The organism is Streptomyces sp. NPDC030862, assembly GCF_055571835.1.
On the sequence record NZ_JBVIEN010000011.1, the window covers coordinates 195,083 to 208,401 of the forward strand.

Genomic DNA, 13,319 nt, shown 5'->3' on the forward strand with positions numbered 1-13,319 from the left:
GCCGATGACGCTGCGCGCACCCGAGGCGCACCGGAGCAACGCGCTGCACGCCGGGGCGTGGTGGCTGTGGGCGCTGGGCCTGGCCACCGCCGCCTCGCGTACCACCAACCCGCTGCTGCTGGGGCTGCTCGTCGGTGTGGCCGGCTATGTGGTGGCGGCCCGCCGCACCGACGCGCCGTGGGCCCGTTCGTACGGCGCCTTCGTCAAGCTGGGCCTGGGCGTGCTCGCCATCCGGCTGGTGTTCTCCGTGCTGCTCGGCTCGCCGGTCCCGGGCACCCATGTCCTGCTGACGCTGCCCGAGGTGCCGCTGCCCGACTGGGCGCGGGGCATCCGGATCGGCGGCCGGGTGACGGCCGAGCAGCTGGTCTTCGCCCTGTACGACGGGGCCAGGCTCGCCACGCTCCTCATCTGCGTGGGCGCGGCGAACGCGCTCGCCAACCCCTCCCGGCTGCTGAAGTCACTGCCGGGCGCGCTGTACGAGGCGGGGGTCGCGGTGGTCGTCGCGATGACGTTCGCGCCGAACATGGTCGCCGACGTGGCCCGGCTGCGCACGGCGCGGCGGCTGCGCGGACGTCCGACGGGCGGGGTGAAGGCGCTGCTGCAGATCGGGCTGCCGGTGCTGGAGGGCGCACTGGAGCGGTCGGTCGCCGTCGCCGCGTCGATGGACGCGCGCGGGTACGGCCGCACGGCACGGGTGCCGCGCGCGGTGCGCCGCGTGACGGCGGTCCTGACGCTGGGCGGGCTGCTGGGCGTGTGCGTCGGTATGTACGGGCTGCTCACCGCCGAAGGCGACGCGTACGGCCTGCCGTTCGTCGCCGCCGGTCTGCTGGCGGCGCTCGTGGGTCTGCGCCTGGGGGGCCGGCGTTCGGTACGGACCCGGTACCGGCCGGACCGGTGGGGGGTGCGCGCCTGGCTGGTGGCGGGGTCGGGCGCGGCGGCCGGCGGTCTGCTGGCCGTCTGGGACGAGACGGTCCTGCGTCCCGGGGTCGTACCGCTCGTCGCGCCGGAGCTGCCGGTGTGGCCGGCGCTGGTCATCCTGCTGGGCCTGGTGCCCGCGTTCGTCGCCCCCCTTGCCCCCTCGCCGAAGAGGTTGTCGTGATTCGCTTCGAGAACGTCTCCGTGACGTACGACGGTGCCCGGGACGCCACCCTGCGGGACGTGGACCTCACCGTCCCCGAAGGCGAACTGGTGCTGCTGGTCGGCCCGTCCGGGGTCGGCAAGTCGACGCTGCTGAACGCCGTGTCGGGGCTGGTGCCCCACTTCACGGGCGGCACCCTGCGCGGCCGGGTCACCGTCGACGGCCGTGACACGCGTACGCACCGGCCGCGCGAACTCGCCGACGTCGTCGGCACGGTGGGCCAGGACCCGCTGGCGCACTTCGTCACCGACACCGTCGAGGACGAGCTCGCGTACGGCATGGAGTCGCTGGGCCTGCCGCCCGCCGTGATGCGCCGCCGCGTGGAGGAGACGCTCGACCTGCTGGGCCTGGCGGAGCTGCGGGACCGTCCGATCGCCACGCTGTCGGGCGGGCAGCGCCAGCGCGTGGCGATCGGGTCCGTGCTCACTCCGCACCCGAGGGTGCTGGTGCTGGACGAGCCGACGTCGGCGCTGGACCCGGGGGCCGCGGAGGAGGTCCTCGCGGTCCTCCAGCGCCTCGTGCACGACCTCGGCACGACGGTGCTGATGGCGGAACACCGCCTGGAGCGGGTGGTGCAGTACGCCGACCGGGTGGCGCTCCTGCGGGCGCCCGGCGAGCCGGTGCTGCTCGGCCCCCCGGCGGACGTGATGGCGGTGTCGCCGGTCCACCCGCCGGTGGTGTCGCTGGCGCGGGTGGCGGGCTGGTCTCCGCTGCCGCTGTCGGTACGGGACGCCCGGCGCCGCGCGGCGGGGTTGCGGGAGCGGCTGGCGGCGGCGGAACCGCCCGTGCAGGTGCCGGGGGCCGAACCGCCCGTGCAGGTGGCTCCGCCCGTGCCTGGGCCGGAGCCCGCCGGTGCGCCCGGTCCCGGTCCCGGTCTCCCGCGGAAGACGCGCTTCGGGTGGGGGCGACGCCGTACCCCCGAAGCCCCCGCCGCCGCGGCGGCCGCCGGGCTCGTCACCGCCGAGGGCCTGCGGGTGCGGCGCGGGCACGCGGAGGTGCTCCGGGGCGTGGACCTGGTGGTGCGCGGCGGCGAGACCGTGGCGCTCATGGGGCGCAACGGCGCCGGGAAGTCCACGCTGCTCGGGGCGCTCGTCGGGATGGTGGAACCGTCGGGCGGCCGGGTGCTCGTGGGCGGGCGCGTGCCGCACCGCACGGCGCCGCGCGAGCTGGTCCGGCAGGCCGGGCTCGTCCCGCAGGAGCCGCGCGACCTGCTGTACGCCGACACCGTCGCCGCCGAGTGCGCGGCCGCCGACGCCGACGCGGGCGCCGCGCCCGGGGCGTGCCGGGCCCTGGTGGCGGAGCTGCTGCCGGACGTCGCCGACGACACGCATCCGCGCGACCTCTCCGAGGGGCAGCGGCTCGCACTCGCGCTGGCCGTCGTCCTCACCGGGCGGCCGCCGCTGCTGCTGCTCGACGAGCCGACCCGGGGCCTCGACTACGCGGCCAAGGCGCGGCTCGTCACCATCCTGCGGGGGCTGGCCGCCGACGGCCACGGCATCGTGCTCGCCACGCACGACGTGGAGCTCGCCGCCGAGCTGGCACACCGGGTGGTGATCCTCGCGGACGGCGAGGTCGTCGCGGACGGCCCGGCGGCCGAGGTCGTGACGTCGTCACCGGCGTTCGCGCCGCAGGTCTCCAAGATCCTGGCCCCGCAGAAGTGGCTGACGGTCGCGCAGGTGGAGGCGGCGCTGTGAGCCCGCGACCGGGGACCCGCCCGCGGCGGGCGCTGCGCCTCGGGGTCCGGTCCGCCGCCGCGCTCGCGCTGATCACGGTCATCGGCGTGATCGCGCTCGGCTGGCCGCTGCTCGCGGACGGCGGCTCGGGCCTGGCGACCCGCGCCGACGACGCGCCGTGGCTCTTCGCCGTCCTGCTGCCGCTGCTGGTCGCGGTCGTCGTGGCGACCATCGCGGACCAGGGCATGGACGCCAAGGCGGTGGCGATGCTCGGCGTGCTGGCCGCCGTGGGGGCGGCGCTGCGCCCGCTGGGTGCGGGGACGGCGGGCCTGGAGCCCATGTTCTTCCTCATGGTGCTGAGCGGCCGGGTCCTCGGTCCGGGCTTCGGCTTCGTCCTCGGTGCCGTGACGATCTTCGCGTCCGCGCTGCTCACGGGCGGGGTCGGGCCGTGGATGCCGTTCCAGATGCTGTCGATGGGCTGGTTCACGATGGGCGCCGGGCTGCTGCCGGGCCCGGACCGGCTGCGGGGCCGGGGCGAGGTGGCGCTGCTCGCGGCGTACGGGGCGCTGGCGTCGTTCGCGTACGGCCTGGTCATGAACCTGCAGGGCTGGGTCATCCTCCAGGGCATGAGCAGCGGGATCTCCTTCCATCCCGGCGACCCGCTGCACGAGAACCTGGTCCGGTTCCTCGCCTACTGCGTGGCGACCTCGCTCGGCTGGGACCTGGGGCGGGCCGTGCTCACGGTGGTGCTGACGGTGACCATCGGATCGACGGTCCTGAAGGCGCTGCGGCGTGCGACCCGGCGGGCGAACTTCGAGGCGCAGGTCACATTCGAAGGCCCTCAAAGGGGTCGGAAAGGGCTGGAAAGGGGCCTTCCGGAGTGAGGTGACCCATAGGACGTAGGTCACTTACGACGGCCGGTAGTAGCCGGTTCCGGGGTGTCGGACAGCCCTGATCTGCCCGTGGCGACGTGCGCGGACGGCCTCCGGCGCCCCGGGGGCGTACGGCCTCCGTCTCCGGTGCCGGGTAGTACCGGGGGGCGTTGCACCACCCCCGCCGCGGCTGCTTCTCTGGTGGACGTCGCCGGGCGCCGCTCGCATCGCAGCGGGTCGCAGCGCCCCTGGCAGCCTCTCCCCCGCCCTCCTGGCGCGGTACCGGCCTGCCCGGGCGACACCCCTTGTCCCCGACGTTAGGTCTCCTACGTGTTCCGCTCGCTCGCCAGCCGTTTCTCCGCCCGCCACAAGTCCGTCGCCGCCGGTGCCGCCGTGCTGCTCGGTGCGACCGGCGCGGTGCTGGGTACGACTGCCCCGGCTTCGGCCGCCTCCGCGCAGGACATCGCCAAGAAGATGGTCCCGGCGGGCCAGTACCAGTGCTTCAGCAAGATCGTGGAGCACGAGTCCGGCTGGAACCCGTCCGCGACGAACGCCTCCTCCGGCGCGTACGGCCTGGTCCAGGCGCTCCCGGGCGCGAAGATGGCGTCCGCCGGCGCGGACTGGAAGACGAACCCGGCCACCCAGATCGAGTGGGGCCTGGACTACATGAACGACCGCTACGGCAGCCCGTGTGGCGCCTGGAACTTCTGGCAGGCCAACCACTGGTACTAAGCCGATCGGCAGTACGGCGTGACGAGGCCCCGGTGCATCCGCACCGGGGCCTTTCCCCGTGTACGTTCGGCGCCATGACACACGATCAGACACAGGACCCGCAGGTCCGGTGGAACGCCGTGGCCGACTACCTCACGGACATGCTGGCGCCGCCGGACGAGGCCCTGTCCGCCGCCCTCGCCGCGAGCGAGGCCGCGGGCCTCCCCGCCATCGCCGTCACCCCGGCCGACGGCAAGCTGCTGCACCTGCTGGCCCGTACGCAGGGCGCGCGCACCGTCCTGGAGATCGGCACGCTCGGCGGCTACAGCGCCATCTGGCTGGCCCGCGCGCTGCCGGCCGACGGCCGGCTGATCACGCTGGAGTACAACCCCGCCCACGCCGACGTCGCCCGGGCGAACCTCGCCCACGCCGGGCTCGACGGCGTCGCCGAGGTGCGTACGGGCGCGGCCCTGGACACCCTGCCGGTGCTGGCCGAGGAGGGCGCGGGCCCCTTCGACCTCGTCTTCATCGACGCCGACAAGCCGAACAACGCGCGGTACGTGGAGTGGGCGCTGCGGCTCACCCGGCCGGGCAGCCTCATCGTCGTGGACAACGCGGTGCGCGGCGGCGCGATCCTCGACGAGACCAGCACCGACCCGGCGGTGCGCGGCACCCGCGAGATGTACGACCTCGTCGCCCGCGACCCGCGCCTGGACGCCACGGCGGTGCAGACCGTCGGCCGGAAGGGCTACGACGGCATGCTGCTGGCCCGGGTGGTGGCCTGACCATGACGACCACGGCCCTGTGGACCATGGAGTACGAGCGGTACGACACCGCCGACGCCACGGCGCTGCGGCGCGACTACTACGACGAGGTCGCCAGCCGCTACTGGGGCCGGCCCGCCACCGCCGCCGAGATCGACGAGGGCCTCGCGGGCGACGGTGTGGAGCTGCTCACGCCGCCCACGGGCCGGTTCGTGGTCGGCCGCCTGGCCGGGGAGCCGGCGGCCTGCGGCGGCGTGCTGATGCTGGACGCCGAGCGCGCCGAGCTGACCCGCGTCTTCATACGGCCCGCCTTCCGCGGCACCGGCGGCGCGGGCCTGCTGCTCGCCGCGCTGGAGTCCGCCGCGTGCGAGCTGGGGGCCTCGCGCATGGTCCTCAACACGCGCCTGGACCTGGTGGAGGCCCGCGCGCTGTACACGCGCCACGGCTACCGCGAGATCCCGGCGTACTGCGAGGGCCCGTACATGGAGATCTGGTACGGCAAGGAGCTCGGCTGAGCTCCGCCCAGGGCGAAACGGGCCGGGCCGCGGGAGGAGCGGTGCTTGGGTGACGGGATGGAGATCCTGGTACTGGGCGGAACGGCATGGGTGGGACGAGAGATATCGCGGCAGGCGATCGAGCGCGGTCACCGGGTGACGTGCCTGGCCCGCGGTGAGAGCGGGAAGACCGCGGCCGGGGCGGAGCTGGTCGCGGCCGACCGGCGCGACCCGGCGGCGTACGAAGCGCTGAAGGACCGCGCGTGGGACGCGGTGGTCGAGGTGTCGTGGCAGCCGGCCTTCGTCCGGGCGGCGCTCGAGGCGCTGGGCGGCCGGGCCCGGCACTGGGTCTACGTCTCCTCCATCAGCGCCTACGCCTCCCATGCCGAGCCGGGCGGGGACGAGTCCGCCGCCCTCCTCCCGCCGACCGACCGCGGCGAGGTCGACCGCGCGCTGTACGGGGAGGCGAAGGTCGCCTGCGAGCAGGCGTCCGGGGCCGCCGTGGGCGACCGCCTGCTCATCGCACGCGCCGGGCTGATCGGCGGCCCGGGCGACCACTCCGGACGCACCGGTTACTGGGTGGCCCGCGCCGCCCGCGACCCGCACGGTCCGCTGCTGGTGCCCGACGCCCCGGACCTGCCGACCCAGGCGGTCGACGTACGGGACCTCGCCGCCTGGCTGCTCGACTCGGCGGAGAGCGGGCGCACGGGGACGTACGACGCCGTCGGCCCGGTCGTTCCGTTCGCGGAGTGGATCGAGCTGTCCCGCTCCCTCGGCGGACACACCGGCCCGGTCGTCACGGCCGATTCGGCGTGGCTGCGCGCGCAGGGCGTCAACGAGTACATGGGCGAGGAGTCGCTGCCGATGTGGCTGGTGGACCCGGACTGGCAGGGCTGGTCGGCCCGGAACGGCTCGGCGGCGCACGCCGCGGGGCTCCGCCACCGCCCCCGGGCGGAGCTGCTGGCCGACACCCTGCACTGGGAACGCGAGGAGGGCCTGGACCGCGCCCGCCGCGCGGGCCTCAGCGCGGGGCGGGAGCGCGAGCTGCTGGAGCGCCTGGGCTGACCGCCGGCGCCCTCAGCCGCCTCGCGCCCGCGGGGCCGCGTGGTTGCGGCGCGGCTCCGGGGAGCGGGGGCGTTCCCGGGTGGAGCCGCACAGTTCGGCCGTCAGCTGCTCGACCAGCTGCACCAGGTCCGTGGGCCGTTCCGGACCCCACCAGTCGCCGAGGAGCTCCGCGAGGGACTCCTCGCGGGCGCGCGCCAGGCGGGCGGCGACGTCCACGCCCTCGTCGGTGAGGATCAGCTGGAGGCCCTCGCGGCGTACCAGGCGACGTTCCTCCAGCTGGCGGGCGGCCTCGGTGATGGCCCTGATCGGGACGGGCGTGGTGTCGGCGAGCCGCCCGGGCTCCACCGTGCCGTGCCGCCGGACCCGCAGCAGCAGCCAGCTCGCGGCGGGCAGCAGGTCCAGGCCCGCGCGGGCGGTGATCTTCTCGTAGACCGCCTTGCGGCCCTCGCGGGAGCCGAGCACCGACAGGGCGCGGGCGCACTCCTCGTACGAGGACCGGGTCACCGGGTTGGACGCGAGGGTCTCGCTGGCGTCGGGCGCGGTGACCGAGCCGCGCAGCCGGTCCTCCTTCAGCAGCCAGGCGACGAGGAAGGCGAGGAGCACGACGGGCGCCGCGTACAGGAAGACGTCCGTGATGGACGTCGCGTACGCGTGCAGGACGCCGGTGCGCAGGTCGGGCGGGAGTTCGGCGATGGCGCGCGGGTCGGCGGCGAGCTGGCCGGGCCCGGCGCCGGGCGGCAGCTCCTGCCCGGCCAGCGCGTCCCGCAGCCTGCCGGTGAGCAGGTTGGTGAAGACCGTGCCGAAGATGGCCACGCCGAAGGAGGCGCCGATGGAGCGGAAGAAGGTGGCCCCGGAGGTGGCGACGCCGAGGTCCTCGTACCCGACGGCGTTCTGCACCACCAGCACCAGGACCTGCATGACCAGACCCAGGCCGGCGCCGAAGACGAAGAAGTACACGCTCATCTCCGCGTCCGAGCTGGTCTCCTCCAGCCGGTGCAGGAGGAGCAGCCCGAGGGCGGTGACGGCCGTCCCGGCGAGCGGGAAGACCTTCCAGCGGCCGGTGCGGCTGACGATCTGCCCGGAGAGGGTGGAGGTGAGCAGCATGCCGAAGACCATCGGCAGCATGTGCACGCCCGACATGGTCGGCGAGACGCCCTGCACGACCTGGAGGAACGTCGGCAGGTAGGTCATCGCGCCGAACATCGCGAAGCCGACGATGAAGCTGATGACCGAGACGAGCGTGAAGGTGCGGATCCGGAACAGCTTCAGCGGCAGCACCGGTTCCGCGGCGCGCTTCTCGACCCGGAGGAACCACAGGAGCAGCACGGCGCCGAGCACGGCGAGGCCGATGATCTGCGGCGAGCCCCACTCCCAGGTGGTGCCGCCGAGCGAGGCCACGAGCACCAGGCAGGTCGCGACGGAGGCGATGAGGAAGGTGCCGAGGTAGTCGATGGTGTGGCGGGTGGGGCGCGCCGGGATGTGGAGGACGGCGGCGATGACGAAGAGCGCGACGATGCCGACGGGGAGGTTGATGTAGAACACCCACCGCCAGGACAGGTGCTGGGTGAACAGCCCGCCCAGGAGCGGCCCGAGGACGCTGGTGGCGCCGAAGACGGCACCGAAGAGGCCCTGGTAGCGGCCGCGTTCGCGCGGCGAGACGATGTCGCCGACGATCGCCATCGACAGCACCATCAGACCGCCGCCGCCGAGGCCCTGGACGGCGCGGAAGAGGATGAGCTGCGGCATGTTCTGGGCGATGCCGCACAGCGCCGAGCCGATGAGGAAGAGGACGATCGCGGACTGGAAGAGCTTCTTCCGGCCGTACTGGTCGCCGAGCTTGCCCCACAGCGGCGTCGCGGCCGTGGACGCCAGCATGTAGGCGGTGACGACCCAGGAGAGGTGCTCCATGCCGCCGAGTTCGCTGACGATGGTCGGCAGGGCCGTGGAGACGATGGTCTGGTCGAGCGCGGCCAGCAGCATGCCGAGCAGCAGGGCCCCGATCGCGACCAGGACGGTGCGATGGCTGAGGCCTTCGCCCGGGGCGGGGCCGGGGCTGGTGGCCGGGGTGCTCACTTCCTGTGCCATCGACATCCTCTCCCTGTCCCTGTTCCCGGTGTGGGTCGGTCGGTCGGGTCCGTCGCGTACCCCCTCTTTCCTCTCCCATCCTGGGCGTTCTGGCCCGTTATGGCCTGCCGAGCGGGACGCGGCCGGATTCCGGCGGCCGGAAGTGGCTGCATAATCGCTGGCAGTTTCAAGGGGAGGGGACCCACGTTGACGGGACAGGTGTGTCCTGAGTGCGGTACGGCGCCGGCGCGCAGCGGGATGTGCGGTTGCGCCGCCGACGGTTTCGAGCTGCGCATAGGCCCGTACGTGAACCTCGACGCGGCGCCCGGCCCAGGCGAGGCCGATCCGGCGACGGCGACGATGCCGCTGTACGCGGAGCCGTACGGGCAGCCGCACGCGGAGCCGTACACGGCTTACGCACCGGCACCGGAACCGGAACCGGAACTGAAAGCGGAGCCGGAACCTGAAGTGCCGACGGTCTTCGGGCACGACGGGGAACAGGTCCTCGGGCCGCGCCGCTCCCGCGCCCGGGAGCGCGAACGGCGCCGGGCCCGGGGCGGGAGCTCCCGCACCGCGCTGGGCGCGGCGGTGGCCGTGGTGGCGGTGGCGTGCGTGGCGACGCTCGCGAGCGGCCTGTTCGAGGGGGACGACGAGTCCGACCGCGTCCTGCCCGACCTCGACGTGAGCGCGCCGGCCTGGCCCAGCGCCCTGCCGGACGGGCCGTCCGCCGACCCCTCCGTCTCCACCCTCCGGTCCGGCTCCGCGACCGGTACGGCCTCGGCGTCGCCGTCCGCGTCCGCCTCCGCGTCCCCGTCGGCGTCCGCCTCCGCCTCGGCCTCCGCTTCCGCCGGTACGCCCTCGGGCACGTCCACCGCCACGGCGCCGGGAGCGTCGGGGCCGGGCGGCGGTGGCGCGCGCCCCTCGGCGACCCGCACCAACGGTCCGGCCCCCGCAGCGCCGGAACCGGAACCCGAACCGGAGCCCGAGGAGGCGCCGACCCTGAGCCGCGGCGACCGGGGCCCGGAGGTCAGCGAGCTCCAGCACCGGCTGCGCCAGGCCGGGCTGTACGACGGCCCCATGAACGGCCGCTACAACGAGGCCGTGGAGGAGGGCGTGTACCGCTACCAGTGGGCGCGCGCCATCGAGGAGGACGACTGGGGCGTGTACGGGCCGGCGACCCGCCGGGCCCTGGAAGCGGAGACCACCGACCGCTGAGGCGCTGAGGCGCTGACGCGAGCCCCGGGCTGGCGCTGGTGCCGCTTTGTTTTGTATCGTTGAGGAACAAAGTGGTCCCGCCCGTACTCCCTGACCGGCGGGCGGGCCACTTCGTACCGCGGCACGCCGTACCGCGCCCCCTGCCTCCGTGGAGCTGGAGCCCTTCCATGACGACGCCCGCCGCCACCCTCCTGACCACCCGGGCCCTCCTGCTCGACATGGACGGCACCCTCGTGAACTCGGACGCCGTGGTGGAGCGCTGCTGGCGCCGCTGGGCCCTCCGGCACGGGCTGGACCCCGAGGAGGCCCTCAAGGTGGTGCACGGCCGCCAGGGCTACGCGACGATGGCCGTCCTGCTGCCCGGCCGGCCCATGGAGCAGAACCACGCCGACAACCGCGCCATGCTCGCCGAGGAGACGGCCGACCTCGACGGCGTGGTGCCCATCGGCGGGGCCCCCGCCTTCATGGACGCCATCGCCGCGCTCCCGCACGCCCTCGTCACCTCCGCCGACGAGAAACTCGCCCGGGCCCGGATGGGCGCGGCCGGTCTGCGCATGCCGGACACGCGCGTGACCGCCGAGCGCGTGGGCGCGAGCAAGCCGGACCCGGAGGGCTTCCTCAAGGGCGCCGCCGAGCTGGGCTTCGACCCGGCCGACTGCGTGGTGTTCGAGGACTCCGAGGCGGGCATCGCCGCGGGCCGCGCCGCCGGGATGCGCGTGGTGGGCGTGGGCCCGCGCGCGGGCGCCTTCGCCCCCGACGCCCTCGTACCGGACCTGTCGCACGTACGCGTGGAGGCGGACGGCGCCGACGGCACCATCCGCCTCCACGTGAGGTAGCCGTCAGGGCGCCAGCGCCTCGTACAGGCTGAAGCCCGCCAGCGCCAGCATCAGGCAGGCGGCGACCTTGGTGATCAGCCGCAGCGGCACGTACTTCATGAGCGTGCGGCCGCCCAGGATGCCGATTCCGGCGACCGCCCACAGGGCCAGGACGGCGCCGAGGCCGACGGAGAGCGGGCTGTCGTAGCGGGCGGCGAGGTTCGCGGTCATGATCTGCGTCAGGTCGCCGAACTCCGCGACCAGGATCAGCATGAAGCCCGCCCCGGAGACCCTCCAGAAGGACTGGTCGGCCGGGGCCTTGATCTTCTCCTCGCCCCCGTCGTCCTTCTTCAGCAGCAGCACCGCCGCCCCGCACAGGAACAGCACGCCCACCAGCGCCTGCACCAGCCGGTGCGGCAGCAGGGTCAGCACACTGCCGGCGGCGACGGCCAGGGCGACGTGGACGGCGAAGGCCGCGGCGACACCCGCGAAGACGTAGGAGGCGCGGTAGCGCGTGCCCAGCATGAGCCCGGCGAGCGCGGTCTTGTCGGGAAGCTCGGCGAGGAAGACGACGCCGAAGGTGATCGCCGTGATGGTGAGGCTGAGCACGGATGGTTCCTCAATCGGTCGGGCACCGCCGCACCGAGAAGAGACGTGTCAGGGGTCGCTTCGGCACGGCGGCACCATGGGCATGTCGGGCATGTTCATGGCACTGCTGTTGCCGAAGGTCTCGCTGGCGGGCCCCTGACGAGGCCGCCTCCGGGCGCCGGCCGGGCGCGTGGCCCAGCAGTATGTCGACGTTCCGGCGAAGAGCTACTCCCCTTCTGCTCCGTCCAGGGTACGGGATCCTCACCCCGGGGGACGCTCGCGGAGCTCCTCCCGGTGCAGCTTCCCGCGCGCGATCAGCTCCAGCACCGCCGCCACCGCGACCGCCTGCACCGCCATCAGCCCCACCAGCACGAACAACTGCACCGCCCCCGCCTCCAGCGGCGCCGCGCCGCCCAGCAGCATCCCCACGAAGGCGCCCGGCAGGGTGACGAGCCCCACCGTCCGCGTCTGGTCGAGCCCCGGCAGCAGGGCGTCCGCCGCCGCCTCCCGCGCCACCTCCAGCCGCGCGTCGCGCTCCAGCAGCCCCAGCGCGAGCCCCGCCTCCACCTCGCCGTGGCGCGTGGCCAGCTCGTCCAGGGCGCGGCGCCCGCCGAGCACGGTCGCGGTGAGCGCGCCGCCGATGAGGATGCCGGTGACCGGGATCAGCGCGATGCCCTTGACCGGTACGAGCCCGGTGAGCAGCAGGGCCGCGACGACCGGGACCACCCCGGCGGCGATCGGCACGGCCGCCCACCACCAGGTGCCGTTGGTCGTGACGCGGCGCCCGGCGGTGCGTACGGCGACGGCGTACATCAGCAGCAGGAAGGCGAGCAGCAGGGGCACGGCCCGGACGACCCAGCCGATGACGAACGAGACGGCGGCGAGTTGCACCGCCGCCCGGACGCCCGCGGTGACGGTGTCGCGCGGCGGCCGGAGCCGGGCGACGGCCACGACGGTGGCGGCGACGGCGAGCAGGACGGCCAGAACAGCCGCGAACGTGGCGTTGACGGGCAGCAGCACACGTCAACCCTAAAGCCGGACAAGACAGGTGCCGGTACGTCAGAAACCGGGCACACCTCTTGATGTGACGTGCACACGTCGCCACTCTGTAACCCGGCGCACCCCCCGGGGAAACCTGGCGCCACCACGATGACCGAGCGCCCGAACGGGCGATCGGCCAACACCCCCACATCCCAAGGGAGTCACCCATGTCCGGTGTCCTGTCCGGTGCCCTGTCCGGTGTCTACGCGCGTCGAATAGCCCGTCGAACCGCCCTGCTCACCGCCTCCGCCGCCCTCACCGCCACCGGCGTGCTGGCCACCGCCCCCGCCGCCCAGGCCGCCCCGCCGACCCCGATCAGCGCGGCCACCGCCCGTACGTACCTGGGCCAGCTCACGGTCAGGGCGGAAGGTTCCTCCAGCGGCTACAGCCGCGACCTGTTCCCGCACTGGAGCACCCAGTCCGGCACCTGCAACACCCGCGAGGTCGTCCTCAAGCGCGACGGCGTCAACGTCGTCCAGGACTCCTCCTGCGCGGCGGTCAGCGGGAGTTGGTACTCGGAGTACGACGGCGCCACCTGGAAGGCCGCGTCCGACCTGGACATCGACCACGTCGTCGCCCTCGCCGAGGCCTGGCGCTCGGGCGCCAGCGGCTGGACGACCTCGCAGCGGCAGGCGTTCGCCAACGACCTCGCCCGGCCGCAGCTCATCGCCGTCACCGACGACGTCAACCAGGCCAAGAGCGACCTCGACCCGGCCGAGTGGCTGCCGCCCCGCACCGCGTACCGCTGCACGTACGCCCGGATGTGGGTGCACGTGAAGCACCACTGGAACCTCAGCGTGGACACGGCCGAGAAGAGCGCGCTGCAGTCGGTGCTCAACGGCTGCTGAGCCGCGGGACAGCCGACGCCGGACCTCCGTC

The 13,319-nt window shown here is 74.4% G+C and carries 13 protein-coding genes; 10 read left to right on the plus strand and 3 right to left on the minus strand.

All coding sequences use genetic code 11. The annotated features are described in order from the left end of the window. Nucleotides 1-4 precede the first annotated feature (4 nt). From ACZ42X_RS28105 to ACZ42X_RS28135, 7 genes are all read left to right on the plus strand, one after another. The gene (locus ACZ42X_RS28105; protein WP_468295607.1) at nucleotides 5-1,099 is read left to right on the plus strand and encodes an energy-coupling factor transporter transmembrane component T family protein; all 1,095 of its coding nucleotides are present in this window, start codon (nucleotides 5-7) and stop codon (nucleotides 1,097-1,099) included. Beyond that, nucleotides 1,096-2,832: an ABC transporter ATP-binding protein gene (locus ACZ42X_RS28110; RefSeq protein WP_468295610.1), complete on the plus strand. Its 1,737-nt coding sequence runs from the start codon at nucleotides 1,096-1,098 to the stop codon at nucleotides 2,830-2,832. Before ACZ42X_RS28105 ends, ACZ42X_RS28110 begins: the two co-directional genes overlap by 4 nt. Further along, entirely contained in the window at nucleotides 2,829-3,695 is an 867-nt protein-coding gene (locus tag ACZ42X_RS28115) for an ECF transporter S component (protein WP_468295612.1), read from the plus strand. Before ACZ42X_RS28110 ends, ACZ42X_RS28115 begins: the two co-directional genes overlap by 4 nt. A gap of 318 nt (nucleotides 3,696-4,013) precedes the next feature. Next, nucleotides 4,014-4,415, plus strand: coding sequence for an aggregation-promoting factor C-terminal-like domain-containing protein (locus ACZ42X_RS28120; protein ID WP_468295614.1), 402 nt, complete (start codon nucleotides 4,014-4,016; stop codon nucleotides 4,413-4,415). 74 nt (nucleotides 4,416-4,489) lie between these two features. Further along, nucleotides 4,490-5,179, plus strand: a complete 690-nt coding sequence (locus tag ACZ42X_RS28125) for an O-methyltransferase (protein ID WP_468295617.1) — start codon at nucleotides 4,490-4,492, stop codon at nucleotides 5,177-5,179. 2 nt (nucleotides 5,180-5,181) lie between these two features. Next, on the plus strand, nucleotides 5,182-5,673 hold the full coding sequence (locus ACZ42X_RS28130; protein WP_468295620.1) for a GNAT family N-acetyltransferase: 492 nt from the start codon (nucleotides 5,182-5,184) through the stop codon (nucleotides 5,671-5,673). 57 nt (nucleotides 5,674-5,730) lie between these two features. Further along, nucleotides 5,731-6,717, plus strand: a complete 987-nt coding sequence (locus tag ACZ42X_RS28135; protein WP_468295951.1) for an NAD-dependent epimerase/dehydratase family protein — start codon at nucleotides 5,731-5,733, stop codon at nucleotides 6,715-6,717. A 12-nt stretch (nucleotides 6,718-6,729) separates the two neighbouring features. Here ACZ42X_RS28135 and ACZ42X_RS28140 read toward each other — a convergent pair whose 3' ends face one another. Next, nucleotides 6,730-8,802 (minus strand): MFS transporter, encoded by a 2,073-nt coding sequence (locus ACZ42X_RS28140; protein WP_468295622.1) that lies wholly within the window; start codon nucleotides 8,800-8,802, stop codon nucleotides 6,730-6,732. A gap of 186 nt (nucleotides 8,803-8,988) precedes the next feature. On the opposite strand from ACZ42X_RS28140, the gene ACZ42X_RS28145 reads away from it, so the two are divergent. Together ACZ42X_RS28145 and ACZ42X_RS28150 are read left to right on the plus strand one after the other, a co-directional pair. Next, the gene (locus ACZ42X_RS28145) at nucleotides 8,989-9,996 is read left to right on the plus strand and encodes a peptidoglycan-binding domain-containing protein (protein ID WP_468295624.1); all 1,008 of its coding nucleotides are present in this window, start codon (nucleotides 8,989-8,991) and stop codon (nucleotides 9,994-9,996) included. 167 nt (nucleotides 9,997-10,163) lie between these two features. Further along, complete coding sequence (locus tag ACZ42X_RS28150; RefSeq protein ID WP_468295627.1) at nucleotides 10,164-10,832, plus strand: HAD-IA family hydrolase; 669 nt, start codon at nucleotides 10,164-10,166, stop codon at nucleotides 10,830-10,832. Nucleotides 10,833-10,835: 3 nt separating this feature from the next. On the opposite strand, the gene ACZ42X_RS28155 is transcribed toward ACZ42X_RS28150, so the two are convergent. Together ACZ42X_RS28155 and ACZ42X_RS28160 are read right to left on the minus strand one after the other, a co-directional pair. Beyond that, nucleotides 10,836-11,420 carry a TMEM165/GDT1 family protein gene (locus tag ACZ42X_RS28155; protein ID WP_468295630.1) on the minus strand — a complete coding sequence of 195 codons (585 nt, stop codon included), beginning with the start codon at nucleotides 11,418-11,420 and terminating at the stop codon, nucleotides 10,836-10,838. A gap of 240 nt (nucleotides 11,421-11,660) precedes the next feature. Beyond that, nucleotides 11,661-12,419, minus strand: a complete 759-nt coding sequence (locus tag ACZ42X_RS28160; protein ID WP_468295633.1) for an ABC transporter permease — start codon at nucleotides 12,417-12,419, stop codon at nucleotides 11,661-11,663. A 212-nt stretch (nucleotides 12,420-12,631) separates the two neighbouring features. Here ACZ42X_RS28160 and ACZ42X_RS28165 point away from each other — a divergent pair, with 212 nt between their 5' ends. Then, nucleotides 12,632-13,288 carry an HNH endonuclease family protein gene (locus ACZ42X_RS28165; RefSeq protein WP_468295954.1) on the plus strand — a complete coding sequence of 219 codons (657 nt, stop codon included), beginning with the start codon at nucleotides 12,632-12,634 and terminating at the stop codon, nucleotides 13,286-13,288. The last annotated feature ends 31 nt before the right edge of the window (nucleotides 13,289-13,319 follow it).

Bases quoted from the DNA above. Each gene is read 5' to 3' on its own strand.
- ACZ42X_RS28105 (WP_468295607.1), top strand. From the start codon at position 5: ATGACGCTGCGCGCACCCGAGGCGCACCGGAGCAACGCGCTGCACGCC.
- ACZ42X_RS28125 (WP_468295617.1), top strand. From the start codon at position 4,490: ATGACACACGATCAGACACAGGACCCGCAGGTCCGGTGGAACGCCGTG.
- ACZ42X_RS28130 (WP_468295620.1), top strand. From the start codon at position 5,182: ATGACGACCACGGCCCTGTGGACCATGGAGTACGAGCGGTACGACACC.
- ACZ42X_RS28135 (WP_468295951.1), top strand. From the start codon at position 5,731: ATGGAGATCCTGGTACTGGGCGGAACGGCATGGGTGGGACGAGAGATA.
- ACZ42X_RS28140 (WP_468295622.1), bottom strand. From the start codon at position 8,802: ATGGCACAGGAAGTGAGCACCCCGGCCACCAGCCCCGGCCCCGCCCCG.
- ACZ42X_RS28150 (WP_468295627.1), top strand. From the start codon at position 10,164: ATGACGACGCCCGCCGCCACCCTCCTGACCACCCGGGCCCTCCTGCTC.